A 13,986-nucleotide genomic window follows, 5' to 3' on the forward strand; every position below is an offset into this window, starting at 1 on the left:
GTCACGAAAGGGGAACTCTATGGCGGCCATGAAGCCCAGGACCGGAGACGGACCGATGGAGGCTGTTAAGGAGGGTCGACTCATCGTCGTGCGCGTTCCGCTCGAAGGAGGCGGACGACTCGTCGTCTCGGTCAACGATGCAGAGGCGAAAGAGCTGCACGATGCTCTCGCATCGGTGGTGACCCCCGCCTGACGGGGATCCACCGGCACCGTCGAGAACGCCCGTCGCACTCCGTGCGGCGGGCGTTCCCTCGTTCAGGAGCCGGTACCGGCTCGTCCGGCGCTCAGGCCCGGCGCTTGTTCGCCTGCAGCAGTCCGTCTCCGATGGGGGAGAGAATGCTCACCACTGCCGGCGATGCGCTGATCTCGGCGACGAGGGTCCGGAACGCCGAGGCGATCTCGTCGCGCTGAGCGGGGTTCGACACCCGGCCGCGCCAGAGCGCGTGGGGGATGAGGACGGTGCCGCCCGGACGGACCAGCCGCAGCGCGTGCTCGACGTTCTCGATCACCTGCAGGGGATCGCCGTCGACGAAGACGATGTCGTAGGAGTTCTCGTTCATCCGCGGCAGCACCTCGAGGGCCCGCCCCGGGATGAGGCGGAGGCGGTTCGGCGAGACGCCGGCCTCGTGGAACTGGGCGCGGGCGTGCTGCTGGTGCACCGCCTCCGAGTCGATCGAGGTCAGCATCGCCTCCGGAGCGCCGTCGAGGAGCCACAGACCGCTCACTCCGGTGCCGGTGCCGATCTCGATGATCTGCGAGGCGCGGGCGGCGGCAGCGATGAGCGAGGACTGCGCTCCGATGGACGGCGCGACCGCGTCGATGCCCAGCTCGACCGAGAGCCGGCGGGCGGAGGCGATGGCCTCGGGCTCGACGACCGCGTCCTCGGCGTACTTCCAGTTGGCATCCTTGTCGGACACGGTCGGGCTCCTCTGGTCGATGCGGCGGACGGATCGCGTCCGCGCGAGGCAAGGCTACGGTGGCGCGCGGGGTCGGTGCCGCAGGCGCGGCGGGTTACTCTTGTCTCGTGTTCGGTTTGACGTTCGACAAGCTCCTCATCATCGGAGTGATCGCCGTCTTCGTGCTGGGCCCCGACCGCCTCCCGCACTACGCCGCACAGCTGGGTCAGCTCGTGCGCAAGGTGCGCGGATTCGCCACTCAGGCGCGCGAACGGGTCAAGGACGAGATGGGCGAGGAGTTCAACGAGGTCGATTGGCGTAAGCTCGATCCGCGCCAGTACGACCCTCGTCGGATCATCCGCGACGCGCTCCTCGAGGACGATCCCGTTCCTACCGTCAAGCCGCCGACCGCCGTCGCGGCGCCCGTCACGACGGGCGGCCGGTCCACGTCGACGGCGGACAGCTATTACACGACGATGAAGCGCTCGGCCGGCGAGGGCCGCCTCTCGGCCGTCGCCCCGCCTCCGATCGACTCCGAAGCCACCTGACACCGTCGGCCCGGCTGCGTGCCGAACTCGGCCGCCTCCTCCTCGGCGGCGCCACGCAGTAGACGCCGGGTCGGTCAGTTCACGCTCATCGGGAGCCGTCGACCGGTCAGACCTCGCGGTCGCGCCGCGAGGGTGCGGGCGAGCGCGGTGATCGCCCGTGCCGCCGGGTCGTCCGGTGATCCGACCACGACGGGTACGCCCTCGTCACCACCGGAGCGCAACGCCACGCTGATGGGCAGCGAGGCGAGCACCCGCACCTCGTCCCCGGATGCGCTGAGGCGCCGTGCGACCTCGTCGCCGCCCCCGGTCCCGAAGAGGTCGAGCACGGTACCGTCGGGCTGGGGGAGACCCGCCATGTTCTCGACCACGCCGATGATCCGCTGGCCCGACTGACGCGCCAGTGCGCCGCTCCGCTCGGCGACATCCGCTGCCGCGGGCTGCGGAGTCGTCACGATCAGGACCTCGGCGTGCGGCAGCAGCTGTCCGATCGAGATGGCCACGTCTCCCGTGCCGGGGGGCAGATCGAGCAGCAGGACGTCGAGATCGCCGAAGTAGACGTCCGTGAGGAACTGCGAGATCGTGCGGTGCAGCATCGGCCCGCGCCACGACACGGCCGCCCCGCGGGTGTCGCCCTCGAGGAACATGCCGATCGAGATGACCTTCACGCCGTGCGCGACGGGCGGGAGCATCAGCTCGCCCACCCGGGTGGGCCCGGCGACGCGCCCCTCGTGCATGAGCCCGAGGAGACCCGGGATCGAGAAGCCGTGCACATCGGCGTCGACCAGGCCGACCGAGAGCCCCTGTTGCGCGAGGGCGACCGCGAGGTTGGCGGTGACCGTCGACTTGCCGACCCCGCCCTTGCCGCTCGTCACCGCGTAGACGCGGGTGAGCGAGTCCGGACCGAACGGCATGGTGCGCTTCGCACCGCGCAGCCGCTCCGTCAGCGCGGTGCGCTGGGCGGGAGTCATGACGCCGACCGAGACGCGGGCGGCGGTGACACCGGGCGTGCCGGCTACGGCCTCGGTCACGTCGCGCTCGATCGCGGAGGCGGCGGGGCAACCGACGATGGTGAGGCGGATCGCGACGTCGACCGTCCCATCCGCGGCGGCGACCACCGACTCGACCATGTCGAGTTCCGTGATGGGCTTACGGATCTCGGGATCGACGACCCGGGCGAGAGAAGCGAGGACCGCCGACTCGAGGGGCGTCGGCTCAGGCATCGCCGCGCTCGGTCCCGAGCGGCTCCGCCCCGTTCTCCTCGAAGCGGAACGTGTCCGCGCGGGTCCGGTCGGCACGGGCCGCGTCGCTCCGCGCCGCTCCGTCGAGCGGCGCAGCGAGTTCCTCGGCGGCGCCGTCCCGCTCCGCCCGGTCCTTCTCGAGCTCCTCGACCAGGCTCCGCAGCTCGGAGCGGATGAAGTCCTTGCTGGCCATGTCGCGGATCGCCAGACGCAGGGCGACGACCTCGCGGGCGAGGTACTCGGTGTCGGCCAGGTTGCGCTCGGCGCGCTGGCGGTCCTGCTCGATCTGCACGCGGTCGCGGTCGTCCTGGCGGTTCTGCGCCAGGAGCAGGAGGGGCGCCGCGTACGAGGCCTGCAGCGACAGGATGAGCGTCAGCACGGTGAAGCCGAGCGCCTGCGAGTCGAAGCGCGCGTCCTCCGGGCCGTAGGTGTTGAAGACGAGCCAGAAGACGCAGAAGATCGTCATGCCGAACAGGAACCAGGGCGTTCCCATGCCGCGGGCGAACGACTCGGTCAGCCGCCCGAATCGATCGCTGCTCTGGCGGTTGCGCAACGGCAGCACGCGGGTGCGCAGGCCCTTCGGGGCGTCGAGCCGCCGATCCTGCTTCGCGTCCTTAGCCACGCGCACCCCTCCGTCCTCGTCGTCGTCCGCCGCTCGCCGCCTTCGCGGGCGGCGGCACCAGCGGGATGCCCCGCGTGGTCGTGCTCACCGGTGTGCGCGGTTCGTCGTCTCCGTCGTGGCTGCGCCAGTCGTCCGGGAGGAGGTAGTCGAGCACGTCGTCGATGGTGACGACACCGACGAGGCGGTGCGTCTCGTCGACCACCGGCACCGAGACGAGGTTGTAGCTCGCGAGGATGCGGGCGACCTCGGCGGCCGAGGTGTCGGGCGTGATCGGGTCGAAGCTCTGGTCCAGCAGCGTGCCGAGCCGCTCGTGCGGCGGGTAGCGGAGCATCCGCTGGAAGTGGACCATGCCGAGGAACCGGCCGGTCGGGGGTTCGTACGGCGGCAGCGTGACGCACACGGCCGCACCGAGCGCCGGGGCCAGCTCGTGCCGACGGATCAGGGCGAGCCCCTCTGCGACGGTGGCCTCGGCCGACACGATGATCGGCTCGGTCGTCATCAGACCACCGGCCGACTCCGGCGCGTAGGTCAGCAGCATGCGGACGTCGTCCGCCTCCTCGGGCTCCATCAGGCCCAGCAGCGCCTCGCCGCGCTCGTCGGAGAGCTGTGCGATGAGGTCGGCCGCGTCGTCGGGCTGCATCTGATCGAGCACGTCGGCGGCACGGTCGTCGTCGAGCTGGCCGAGGATCTCGACCTGCTCGCTCTCGGGCATCTCCTCGAGGACGTCCGCGAGGCGGTCGTCCGAGAGCTCGCCCGCGACCTCCAGCATCCGCTGAGTGGGCAGGTCGAGGAGGGTGCTGGCCAGGTCGGCCGGCTTCAGCTCGGCGAGGCTCGCGACGTACTGCTCGGCCGACTGCGCCTCTCCGGAGCCCGTCTCGCGGACCTCGCGCCAACCGGCGAACGTGGTGGCCCCCTTCGCGAAGGGGGAGGGGGAGGTCTTCGGCCGGCGGACGAACAGCTGGGCGAGCTGCCACTCGCCGGGGCCGACCTCCTCGATGGCGACGTCCTCGACCACGGCGTCGCCGGAGCCGTCGACGAAGGTCATCCGACGGCCCAGCAGCTCGGCGATCACGCGGACCTCGCCGCCGCGCTGCTCGAAGCGCCGCACATTGATGAGCCCGGTGGTGATGATCTGGCCGCTGCCGATGCTCGTCACCCGGCCGATCGAGACGAACACGCGGCGGCGTCCGGGGATCTCGACGACGAGCCCGACGACGCGGGGCGGATCGTTCTGGCGGTAGACCAGGAGCACGTCGCGGACCTTGCCGACGCGATCACCGGCAGGGTCGAAGACGGTGCATCCGACCAAGCGCGCGACGAAGACTCTGGCGGAACTCACGGCTACAAACCTAGTGCCGCCCGCCCGGACGGGAGCCGAGCGTTCCCTGCTGCCCCTCGGCCCGCTCCCCGACCGCTTCCAGAAACCTCCAAGTCCGTCGTGCGATTCTGAGTGGGTGACTCAGCAGACGCCGTTCAACGGCCGCAAGGCGGTCTTCCCGACCATCCCGCGCGGCGAGATCCTCGCGACCTTCGACACCTACCAGGAGGCGCAGGCCGCCGTCGACGTCCTCGCTCGCGCCGACTTCCCGGTCAAGCAGCTCGCCATCATCGGGAACGAGCTGAAGAGTGTGGAGCGCGTCACCGGCAAGCTCACCTGGGGCAGGGTCGCTCTGGCGGGTGCCGCCTCGGGCGCGTGGTTCGGAATCTTCCTCGGGCTGCTGCTCATCATCTTCTCGCCGACCACGCAGATCTCGTTCCTGTTCGCGGCCGTGCTCCTCGGTGCCGGCTTCGGAATGCTCTTCGGACTGGCGTCGTACGCGGTGAACCGCCGCCGACGGGACTTCACCTCGACGATGCAGGTCATCGCTACGAGCTACTCCGTCCTGGCCGACCCCGAGGTCGTGAATCGCGGGCGGAACCTCCTCGACGGGCAGTCCGCGACCGAGGAGGCTCCGCAGACGAGCTGGGCCCCGCCGCCCGCGAACGTCGGCGACCCGGTGCCCGTCCGCCCCGAGGACGACCAGCGCTGACGAACCCCGAACGCCCCCGGCTCCGGCCGGGGGCGTTCGTCGTCGGCACACGCGACACGGGCCGCGAGAGCCCTCGCCCCCTGCGCTGAACGTGGTCTGCGCCCTCTGCGCCGAACGTGCTGTCCGTCCTCTGCGCTCAACGCGCCGTCCGCTTCCGCGACCCTCCGCTGGAGATGGAGTCCGTGCCCTGCGCGGAACGGGCCCTCCGCCCCAGCCTGCTGGTCGAGTAGCCCCGCAGGGGCGTATCGAGACCCGTAGGCCCGAGCCGCTCCGACACCGATCGGGAGGCCCCGCCTACCCTGCCGCCGACCCCACCGGCGGCAGCACGATCTCGACCACGAGCCCGTGCGGCTCCCAATTCGCGATCCCGACCGTCCCGCCGGCCGACAGCACCGTCGTGTGCACCAGTGCGAGTCCGAGCCCGCTCCCGCCCGACGCCAGAGTCCGTGAGTCGTCCGGGCGCGAGAAGCGGTCGAAGGCGACCGGGATGAACTCGTCGGGCATGCCCGGTCCGTCGTCCGCGACCGAGAGCAGCAGCCGTCCGTCCTTCTGGGCGACCGTGGCGACCACCGTCCCTCCGCGCTCCAGCGCCTGGATCGCGTTGCGGACCAGGTTGTCGATCACTCTCCCGAAATCCTGCGCCGCGACTCCGTAGAGGCGAGCGGGTTCGCGCTCGTCGATCTCGTAGTCGATCTCTACCCCGGACTCCGCCGCGAGGAGCCGGGTGCGGTCGACGGCCGAGACCAGCTCGTCGACGAGCTCGGCGAACGGCGACGTGGGGCGCGCCGACCGGCTCTCGATCCGTGAGATGTCCAGCAGTGCGGAGGCGAGGCGCACCAGGCGGTCGACGCTCTTGCGCGCGTCCAGGATCACGCGGTCGACGGCCGCGGCGTCGTCGACCCGGTGGTGCGCGATCTCGAGCTGCGCCGAGAGCGCGGCCAGGGGAGTGCGCAGCTCGTGGCTCGCATCCGACACCATCTGCTTCTCCCGCGCGAGCGAGGCGCTCTGCTTCTGCAGGAACGCGTTGAGCGTCTCGGCGAGCTCGTCGATCTCGTCGCGGGTGCCCACGACCGGCAGCTGATCGCCCTGCCCGGGATCGGCGGCGATCTGATCGGCCCGGGCCCGCATCCGGCGGACCGGAGCGAGCGCGGTGCCCGTCAGGATCCACGACGCCAGCCCGAACGTGACCACGAGGAAGATCGCGGCGTAGACGAGCACGTGCGCGAAGTCGTCGAGGACCAGCTGCGAGGCGGCCTGATCCCGTGCGGTCACGACCGACCACGTCGCTCCCTCGTCGTCGATCGCGGCGACGCGTGCCAGATAGCTCGTGCTCCCGGTGGTGAGCTGCTCGTAGCGAGCGGTGGTGTCTGCTCCGGTCTCCCGCAGGTCCTCGAGCACCGCGTCGGTGAGGGCGGTCGGCATGGTCGTGGCGCCGACAGAGCCGTCGGGGGCTAGAGCGAGGTAGAGCTGCCCGGTCGAGGTCGCCGGGGCGCGGGGCACGTTGCCGGCCGAGATGTCGCGTCGGATCTCGTCCTCGATGGAGGTGAGGATCGTCCGCTCGCTGCGCTCCACGATCCCGGAGACGACCTGGTAGAAGAGGAGCGCCGCGAGTGCGAACAGGACCGACGCGACCGCGACGCTCCCGATGGTGATCCGCGCGCGGATGGAGAGGGCGGTGGGCCGTCTGCTCTCGGGCTGCGCCGGGGCTGCCACGGCTAGTCGACCGGGCGGAGGAAGTAGCCCTTGCCGCGCACCGTCACGATGGTCACTCCGGTGTCGTCGGTGGGGAGCTTCTTGCGGAGGTAGCTGACGTACTGGTCGACGATGTTGTTGTCGACGATCTCGCCGCCGCCCCAGATCTCCGAGAGGATGCGCTGCCGCGTGACGACGGATCCGACGGGTGTGATGAGGAGCTTCAGGAGCTCGAGCTCCTTGGGGCTGACGTGGATGCGGCTGGCGTCGGCAGTGCGGCGGATGCTGGAGCCGTCGACCGTGATCCGTCCGACCTCGATCGAGGTCGACATGAGCGAGGGGCTGCGTCGCAGTAGAGCGCGCAGTCGAGCATTCAGCTCGGTGAAGGCGAACGGCTTGGTGAGGTAGTCGTCCGCTCCGGCGTCGAGTCCGAAGACGCGGTCCTCGATCGCGTCCCGCGCGGTGAGCAGCATGATCGGAGTCGACCGGCCGAGCTCGCGGATGCGGCGGCAGATCTCGAAGCCCGACATGGCCGGCAGCATCACGTCCACGATCGCCGCCGAGAACTCCGCGTTGCTGAACGCGACCAGCGCGTCCACTCCGTTGGTGGTGAGCACGGCTTCGTAGCCGGCATCGCCGAGGCCCCCCACGAGAGCTTCGCCCATGGCCGGATCGTCTTCCACGACAAGGATCTTCACGGGCCTCACCCTACGACGCGGCTCTCAGGAACGAGCGTTCCTGAGAGCCGTTCGAGGGATCTTCGGGGTGGCTCCGCGAGGAGCGCGGCCGCTCAGTCGTAGTAGACGAACGTGCTTGCGCACTCCTGCGAGCAGAAGGGGGAGTGACGGCGGGCACGATTGCTGCCGCACGCTTCGCACTTCTTGTGGTTGAGGTGGAGGAGACGGGCGCCCGTCAGTCGGGGCGGGAGTTCGATGAGCATGATCGTTCCAGGGATTCACGCACCGGGGTTCCATCGGGGGACGAGTGAGGTTTCGGGTCTGCACTCGGGGTGGCGCGTGCGCCGATCATACGCTGATTCACGACACGAGCGCACCCGTACGGGTGTCAGAGAAGAGGAGGATTCGCCGGATATTCAGCATGGGAGCTGTTCGGGTCGGCCGGTCCGCCCCTCTTCTGCCTGGCCTGATGAACTGAGCGACGGGGTGCAGCCGTTCGCCGATGCGCTTCACGCTCGGCCGCCCTCTAGTCGTCGAGAGCGAGTGCGGCGGATGCCTACTCGACGAGTCCGCTTTCGACGAAGGCCTCGCGGAGCGCGGGCGCCTGCTGGACTGCGAACGCCGGAGTGATGTGGACCCGGTCGAACTTCGTCGGTGTGGAACCGGCGAACGCCGGGCAGACGCCTTCGGGGGTGCAGTTCCACAGTGACGAATCGATCCAGGTTCCCCCGATCTCACTCGCGAACGAGGTCTCGACCTCCTTCATCGCCGTCCAGTCCGACCCGATGCGGGAGGCGCAGTCTCCGATGCTCTTCACCGGCGAGTAGCACTGCGCGATGTCGATCTCATCAGGAGGCGGCGAGAGGAGCACGAGATGTTGCGTGGAGGCCTGGAACTGGTCGGTGAGTCGACGCATCGCCGGTCCCCAGTCCTCGAGGGCGATGACGCCGCCGTCCGCGGCTCTCCGCGGCACATACGTGTTGGAGACCACGACCAGCGTCGGCTTCATCTCGTTGATGACCCGGATGTCGTCGCGCTTCCGCCCCGCGCAGGCATCGACGAGTCCTTGATCGGCGTTCGCGACGGAGACGTCGATGAAGGTGCAGCCGTAGGCGCCCAGCAGCGTCACCTTCCACTGCCCGCCCGATTCCTCAGCGAATCGGCGGAAGGCCGGTGCGTAGGCGACGGCGATGGAGTCGCCGATGAGGACGATCGAGCGCGGTGCCTCGTCCGCTCCGAAAGTGCAGGAGTCGAGATCGGGGAAGCGCTCACCGGCGCAGCGCGAGATCTCAGGCTCGGTCGGATTCTCGGCGATGATCTCGTCGAAAGAAGGAGAGAGGTTCTGAGGCCACTCCGTCGCGGCCGCCGCGGTGACGATGTCGGCTTGAAGGGCCGCGACGGCGGGCGGGAACGTCGGCGCCGGCCCGGTTGTCGAGACCGGCGCCGCGACTTCCCTGGTCGGCGAGGTGTCAGTCGGTTGCGGAGCGAAGGCGCCGAGCACGACGGGCGCGACGATCGCGGCGAGCAGCCCGACGCTCCCGTACTTGTACCGAGTGGCGTGCGTCCTCCGCCAGGTCGCGTAGGCAGCCGCGCGATCCTGTCCGCTCCGGAACCGGTCCAGCAGGGGAGAGTGGTGAAGAGGTACCTCGATCAGGTGATAAGACGCGATCGAGATCGCTGCGATCACCACCGCGCACCAGACGTAGTAGTCGACGGTTCCCGCCGGTATCAGGACCGTCGACAGGACGATCACCGGGAAGTGCCAGAGGTAGAGCGAATAGCTGATGTCCCCGACGTAGGTGACAGCCCGGTTCGTGAGCGGCCAGACGAAGCGCTGCTGGGCCACTCCCGTGCCGGCTGCGATCACGACTGCCGTCGCGAGGACGGGAGCGAGCGCCCACGGTCCCGGGAACGTGAGCGAGGGACTGATGAGGAACACCGACGCAGCGATGCCCGCTAGACCGCTCCAAGCGAGAATCGGGCGGACGACGGCAGGGATCCGATCGAAGACAGGCGCGACGATCGCGACGAGGGCGCCGATCCCCAGCTCCCACGTGCGGCTGAACGTCGAGAAGTAGGCAACCGTGGGGTCGGCTGACGATTCGACGACCGACCACACGAACGAGCAGGTGGTCAGCACTGCCATGAGTGCGCCGGCCGTGAGGCGCGTGCGTCGTCCGCTGGCGCTTCTCCCGGCCCGTCCGACCGCGTAGAAGAGGACGACGAGCATGAGCCACGGCCACACGAAGTAGAACTGCTCCTCGACGGACAGCGACCAGAAGTGCTGCAACGGCGACGGCGGGGAAGCCGACGCGAAGTAGTCGGTTCCGGTGGAGGCGAAACGCCAGTTGGCAGAGAAGGCGGCAGCCCACACCGCGTCCCACGTCGTCGTCCATGCCCTGCTCCGGTTGAGGAGGATGAACGCTGCGAGAGATGTGGCCACGAGGACGATGAAGGAGGCGGGGATGATCCGCCGGATCCGGCGACGGTAGAAGTTCGTGAACGAGATCGTCCCCGACCGTTCGTACTCGCGGATGAGGAGTCCCGTGATGAGGAACCCGGAGATGACGAAGAACACGTCGACTCCGACGAACCCGCCGCTCGGCCAGTGCACGAGGTGGTCGAGAACGACCACCACGACGGCGATCGCTCTGAGCCCTTGCACATCGTGCCTGACCTTCGTAGCAGGGCGCCGTCTGAGAGCACGTGACCAAGAGGTGAGCAGTCGTGAGCGGGCTGACGGCATGGGTCTTCTTCCCCTCGAGGATGGATGGCAAGAGCTTCAAGGGCCTCGGCGTGCAGGTGCGCGGCGGCGTCGAACGCCTGTCCTCCGAGGATGCGACGCCACTGATCTCCGTGGCCGACGACGATCGCACTGACCGCTCGATCCAACACGAGCTTTGCGTCCGGCGGTGCGGTTCCCAGCGGCCCTGCGCGATTGCTCCGCGAAATGGCGCGAACCAGCTCACCGGCGGGGCGAGGGTTGCCGGGGGCTCAGCGGCCTGGGGAGACAATTCGCGCACGGCGAGATCTGCGCCGGATTCGAAAGAGGGGGACGGTGCCCCCAGTAGGATTCGAACCTACGCCCCTGCCTCCGGAGGGCAGTGCTCTATCCCCTGAGCTATGGGGGCCAGGAGTGCCTGACCACATTAGCACCCGGCCGGAGGCCGATCCGACGCCGGAACGTGCCGTGGGGCGTGCCACGATGGAGCCATGCTGCGCACCGTCTCCGCCTCGCTGGACCTGCGTCTCTCCGGGCCGACCGACCTGATCTTCCTCGTGGCCGCGGCGGAGACGGGCGACTCGTTCGAGGATTCCTTCTCGGTCCTGCTCGACGGCGAGGTGCTGCCCGTGAGGCAGTTCCCCGCCCGGCACGGGTCCCGCGTCCACCGCGTGGAGGCGAACCGGGGCGAGATGAGGGTCGAGTACCGCGCGCGAGTCGAGGGGCGCGGTGCTCCCGACGAGCCGAGCGAGCTCGAGCTGGTGGAGTACCTCCGGCCGAGCCGGTACGCCGAGGCGGACGTGCTCGGCGGCATCGCCCGTCGCGAGTTCGGGCGCGCGCGAGGCTTCGACGCTCTCACGGCCGTCGAGGCGTGGGTCCACGGCCACCTCTCCTATGAGTACGGCTCGACCGTCGCCACCGGGGGAGCGGCGCAGGTCATCGACAGCGGTCGGGGCGTGTGCCGCGACTTCGCGCACACGTGCGCCGGGCTGCTGCGCGCGCTCGACATCCCGGCGCGGGTCAGTGCCGTCTACGCTCCCGGCCTCGAGCCGAAGGACTTCCACGCGGTGACGGAGGCGTGGGTCGCCGGCGCGTGGCACGTGATCGACGCGACTCGGCTCGCTCCGCGCGGGTCGATGCTCCGCATCTCGTCGGGACGCGACACCGCGGACACCGCGTTCCTCAGCAGCTACCTCACCGACCTCTCGCTCACCGGGATGAGCGTCGACGCGGAGTGCGACACGGCCGTCGAGGACGACCACGTGTCGCCCGTCCGCCTCGGCTGAAGTCAGGCTCCGACCGCGGCGACGGCGGCGCGCACGAGCGGCTCGGGATCGCCGGGCTCGACGAACGACGGGCTCGACGCCTCGATCCAGTGCTCGTCGAGCAGCACGTCGGCCACTCCTCGCCCGGAGGCCACCTCGTAGTAGCCCTCGATGGCCGGCGGCTTGCCGTAGGTCGGGACGGCGTTGCTCGTGCGGAAGAACTCGTTCTTGAGCGCCTCGACCAGGGATGCGTCGAGGTGCGCCACGGCGATCTGCAGCTCGCCGCCCGTGTCGTCGGACCAGCCGCAGACCAGCCCGTCATAGCCCGCGATCTCGGTCGAGACGTCCGTCCGCTCGATGGAGTCGTCGGGAGTGAACGCCGACCACAGCCCGGTCAGCGCCGAGGCGGGGACGAGCTCCTCGCAGGTCAGCGGCACCGGAGTGCCGGTGATCGCGCCGGCGGCACTCGGAGCGGGAGCCGGAGCCGCGGTGCATCCGGTCAGCGCGCTGAGGGCGACGACGAGGAGGAGGGCGGCGGGGCGTCGCATGCGGTGCACCCTAGCAAGCGCTCCCTGTTCAGGGTCGAGGGCGCCCCGGCGGAGCCGCACCCGGCCGGTAGAATCGTCCCTCGTGACTCCCGAACAGCTCGCCGCCTCCCTGCACGCCCTCGTCCTCGACGCCGTGCAGCGATGGGGAAGCGACGCCGAGCCGGCTCTCGCCGACGTCGTGCTCGAACGGCCCAAGAACCGCGACCACGGCGACTGGGCCTCCAACATCGCGATGAAGCTGGCCAAGAAGGTCGGAGCGAACCCGCGTGAGCTCGCGGCCGAGCTGGCCGAGGGCCTCGGGGCCGTGGACGGTGTTGCCAGCGTCGAGGTCGCGGGTCCCGGCTTCCTCAACGTCCGTCTCGAAGCGGCCGCGGCCGGCGCCCTCGCGGGCGTGATCGTCGAGGCGGGGGAGTCCTACGGCTCCGGCTCCCTCTACACGGGCGTGAGGATGAACCTCGAGTTCGTCTCGGCCAACCCCACCGGCCCCATCCACATCGGCGGCACGCGCTGGGCGGCCGTCGGCGACAGCCTCGCCCGCGTGCTGCTGGCGCAGGGGGCCGAGGTCACCCGCGAGTACTACTTCAACGACCACGGCGCGCAGATCGACCGCTTCACACGCAGCCTCCTCGCCGCTCACCGCGGCGAGCCGACCCCCGAGGACGGCTACGGAGGCGCCTACATCGCCGACATCGCCGACCGTGTCGTCGCCGCGTATCCGGGCGACCTCTCGGTCCTGCCCGAGGAGGAGCTGAACGAGACGTTCCGCTCGATCGGCGTCGAGCTCATGTTCGGCGAGATCAAGCAGAGCCTGCACGAGTTCGGAGTCGACTTCGACGTCTACTTCCACGAGAACTCCCTGCACGAGTCGCGCGCCGTCGAGCGGGCGATCGAGCGGCTGCGCGGCCTCGGCCACATCTACGAGGCCGACGGAGCGACGTGGCTGCGCACCACGGACTTCGGCGACGACCGCGACCGGGTCATCATCAAGAGCGACGGCGAGGCCGCTTACATCGCGGGCGACCTCGCCTACTACCTCGACAAGCGCGAGCGCGGCTTCGACCGGGCGATCATCATGCTGGGCGCCGACCACCACGGCTACATCGGCCGCATGATGGCGATGTGCGCCGCCTTCGGCGACACGCCGGGTGTCAACCTCGAGATCCTGATCGGGCAGCTGGTGAACCTGCTGCGCGACGGCCAGGCCGTCCGGATGTCCAAGCGCGCCGGCACCGTCGTGACGATGGAGGACCTCGTCGAGGCCGTCGGCGTCGACGCCGCGCGCTACTCGCTCGTGCGCTCCTCCGCCGACTCGACGCTCGACATCGACCTCGATCTGCTGACGAAGCGGAGCAACGACAACCCCGTCTACTACGTGCAGTACGCCCACGCGCGCACCCGTCAGGTCGCGGCGAAGGCCGAGGCCTCGGGAGTGCCGCGCGAGCCGTTCGCCCCCGAGACGCTCGTCCACCCGACCGAGTCGGCCCTCCTGGGCGGCCTGCAGGAGTTCCCGCGGATCACGGCGCACGCCGCCGAGCTGCGCGAGCCGCACCGCATCGCCCGCTACCTCGAGGAGATCGCCGGGCTCTACCACCGCTGGTACGACAACTGCCGTGTCGTACCGCAGGGCGAGGACCCGATCGAGGCGGTGCACTCCACGCGATTGCGCCTCAACGAGGCCACCGGTCAGGTCCTGCGCAACGGGCTCTCTCTCCTCGGCGTCGCCGCTCCGGACCGGATGTGAGCGCGTC

The 13,986-nt window shown here is 70.0% G+C and carries 13 protein-coding genes and 1 tRNA gene; 5 read left to right on the top strand and 9 right to left on the bottom strand.

Annotated features, from left to right (window positions below; genetic code table 11):
- Positions 1-19 precede the first annotated feature (19 nt).
- Positions 20-193: a DUF3117 domain-containing protein gene (locus ASF48_RS18930; protein WP_077221916.1), complete on the top strand. Its 174-nt coding sequence runs from the start codon at positions 20-22 to the stop codon at positions 191-193.
- Positions 194-284: 91 nt separating this feature from the next.
- Here ASF48_RS18930 and ASF48_RS07235 read toward each other — a convergent pair whose 3' ends face one another.
- Positions 285-917, bottom strand: coding sequence for an O-methyltransferase (locus ASF48_RS07235; protein ID WP_055788530.1), 633 nt, complete (start codon positions 915-917; stop codon positions 285-287).
- Positions 918-1,024: 107 nt separating this feature from the next.
- Here ASF48_RS07235 and ASF48_RS18935 point away from each other — a divergent pair, with 107 nt between their 5' ends.
- Complete coding sequence (locus ASF48_RS18935; RefSeq protein ID WP_082481053.1) at positions 1,025-1,444, top strand: twin-arginine translocase TatA/TatE family subunit; 420 nt, start codon at positions 1,025-1,027, stop codon at positions 1,442-1,444.
- A 74-nt stretch (positions 1,445-1,518) separates the two neighbouring features.
- Here the strand turns inward: ASF48_RS18935 and ASF48_RS07245 are convergent, their stop codons facing one another.
- From ASF48_RS07245 to ASF48_RS07255, 3 genes are read right to left on the bottom strand one after another with little or no spacing between them, the layout of a single operon-like run.
- Positions 1,519-2,664: an Mrp/NBP35 family ATP-binding protein gene (locus ASF48_RS07245; protein WP_055788533.1), complete on the bottom strand. Its 1,146-nt coding sequence runs from the start codon at positions 2,662-2,664 to the stop codon at positions 1,519-1,521.
- The gene (locus tag ASF48_RS07250; RefSeq protein WP_082481114.1) at positions 2,657-3,304 is read right to left on the bottom strand and encodes a DUF1003 domain-containing protein; all 648 of its coding nucleotides are present in this window, start codon (positions 3,302-3,304) and stop codon (positions 2,657-2,659) included. Before ASF48_RS07250 ends, ASF48_RS07245 begins: the two co-directional genes overlap by 8 nt.
- Positions 3,297-4,643, bottom strand: coding sequence for a magnesium transporter MgtE N-terminal domain-containing protein (locus tag ASF48_RS07255; RefSeq protein ID WP_055788538.1), 1,347 nt, complete (start codon positions 4,641-4,643; stop codon positions 3,297-3,299). The genes ASF48_RS07250 and ASF48_RS07255 overlap by 8 nt, the downstream gene beginning before the upstream one ends.
- A 115-nt stretch (positions 4,644-4,758) precedes the next feature.
- Here ASF48_RS07255 and ASF48_RS07260 point away from each other — a divergent pair, with 115 nt between their 5' ends.
- Entirely contained in the window at positions 4,759-5,334 is a 576-nt protein-coding gene (locus ASF48_RS07260) for a general stress protein (protein WP_094742662.1), read from the top strand.
- Positions 5,335-5,628: 294 nt separating this feature from the next.
- On the opposite strand, the gene ASF48_RS07265 is transcribed toward ASF48_RS07260, so the two are convergent.
- The 4 genes from ASF48_RS07265 to ASF48_RS07280 form a co-directional block, all read right to left on the bottom strand.
- Complete coding sequence (locus tag ASF48_RS07265) at positions 5,629-7,047, bottom strand: sensor histidine kinase (protein ID WP_055788542.1); 1,419 nt, start codon at positions 7,045-7,047, stop codon at positions 5,629-5,631.
- 2 nt (positions 7,048-7,049) lie between these two features.
- Positions 7,050-7,724 carry a response regulator transcription factor gene (locus ASF48_RS07270; RefSeq protein WP_055789126.1) on the bottom strand — a complete coding sequence of 225 codons (675 nt, stop codon included), beginning with the start codon at positions 7,722-7,724 and terminating at the stop codon, positions 7,050-7,052.
- 535 nt (positions 7,725-8,259) lie between these two features.
- A complete protein-coding gene (locus ASF48_RS07275; RefSeq protein WP_162238025.1) occupies positions 8,260-10,368 on the bottom strand; it encodes an acyltransferase family protein in 2,109 nt (702 codons plus the stop codon).
- A gap of 394 nt (positions 10,369-10,762) precedes the next feature.
- A tRNA-Arg gene (locus ASF48_RS07280) sits at positions 10,763-10,834 on the bottom strand.
- Positions 10,835-10,916: 82 nt separating this feature from the next.
- Between ASF48_RS07280 and ASF48_RS07285 the strand changes: the two genes are divergently transcribed.
- Positions 10,917-11,711: a transglutaminase-like domain-containing protein gene (locus tag ASF48_RS07285; protein ID WP_055788548.1), complete on the top strand. Its 795-nt coding sequence runs from the start codon at positions 10,917-10,919 to the stop codon at positions 11,709-11,711.
- 2 nt (positions 11,712-11,713) lie between these two features.
- On the opposite strand, the gene ASF48_RS07290 is transcribed toward ASF48_RS07285, so the two are convergent.
- Positions 11,714-12,238, bottom strand: coding sequence for a hypothetical protein (locus tag ASF48_RS07290; RefSeq protein WP_157603079.1), 525 nt, complete (start codon positions 12,236-12,238; stop codon positions 11,714-11,716).
- Positions 12,239-12,320: 82 nt separating this feature from the next.
- Between ASF48_RS07290 and argS the strand changes: the two genes are divergently transcribed.
- The gene (gene argS, locus ASF48_RS07295; protein ID WP_055788553.1) at positions 12,321-13,979 is read left to right on the top strand and encodes an arginine--tRNA ligase; all 1,659 of its coding nucleotides are present in this window, start codon (positions 12,321-12,323) and stop codon (positions 13,977-13,979) included.
- Positions 13,980-13,986 lie beyond the last annotated feature (7 nt).

The sequence above is a fragment of the Rathayibacter sp. Leaf299 genome (assembly GCF_001423055.1).
In the GTDB taxonomy this organism is placed as follows: domain Bacteria; phylum Actinomycetota; class Actinomycetes; order Actinomycetales; family Microbacteriaceae; genus Rathayibacter; species Rathayibacter caricis.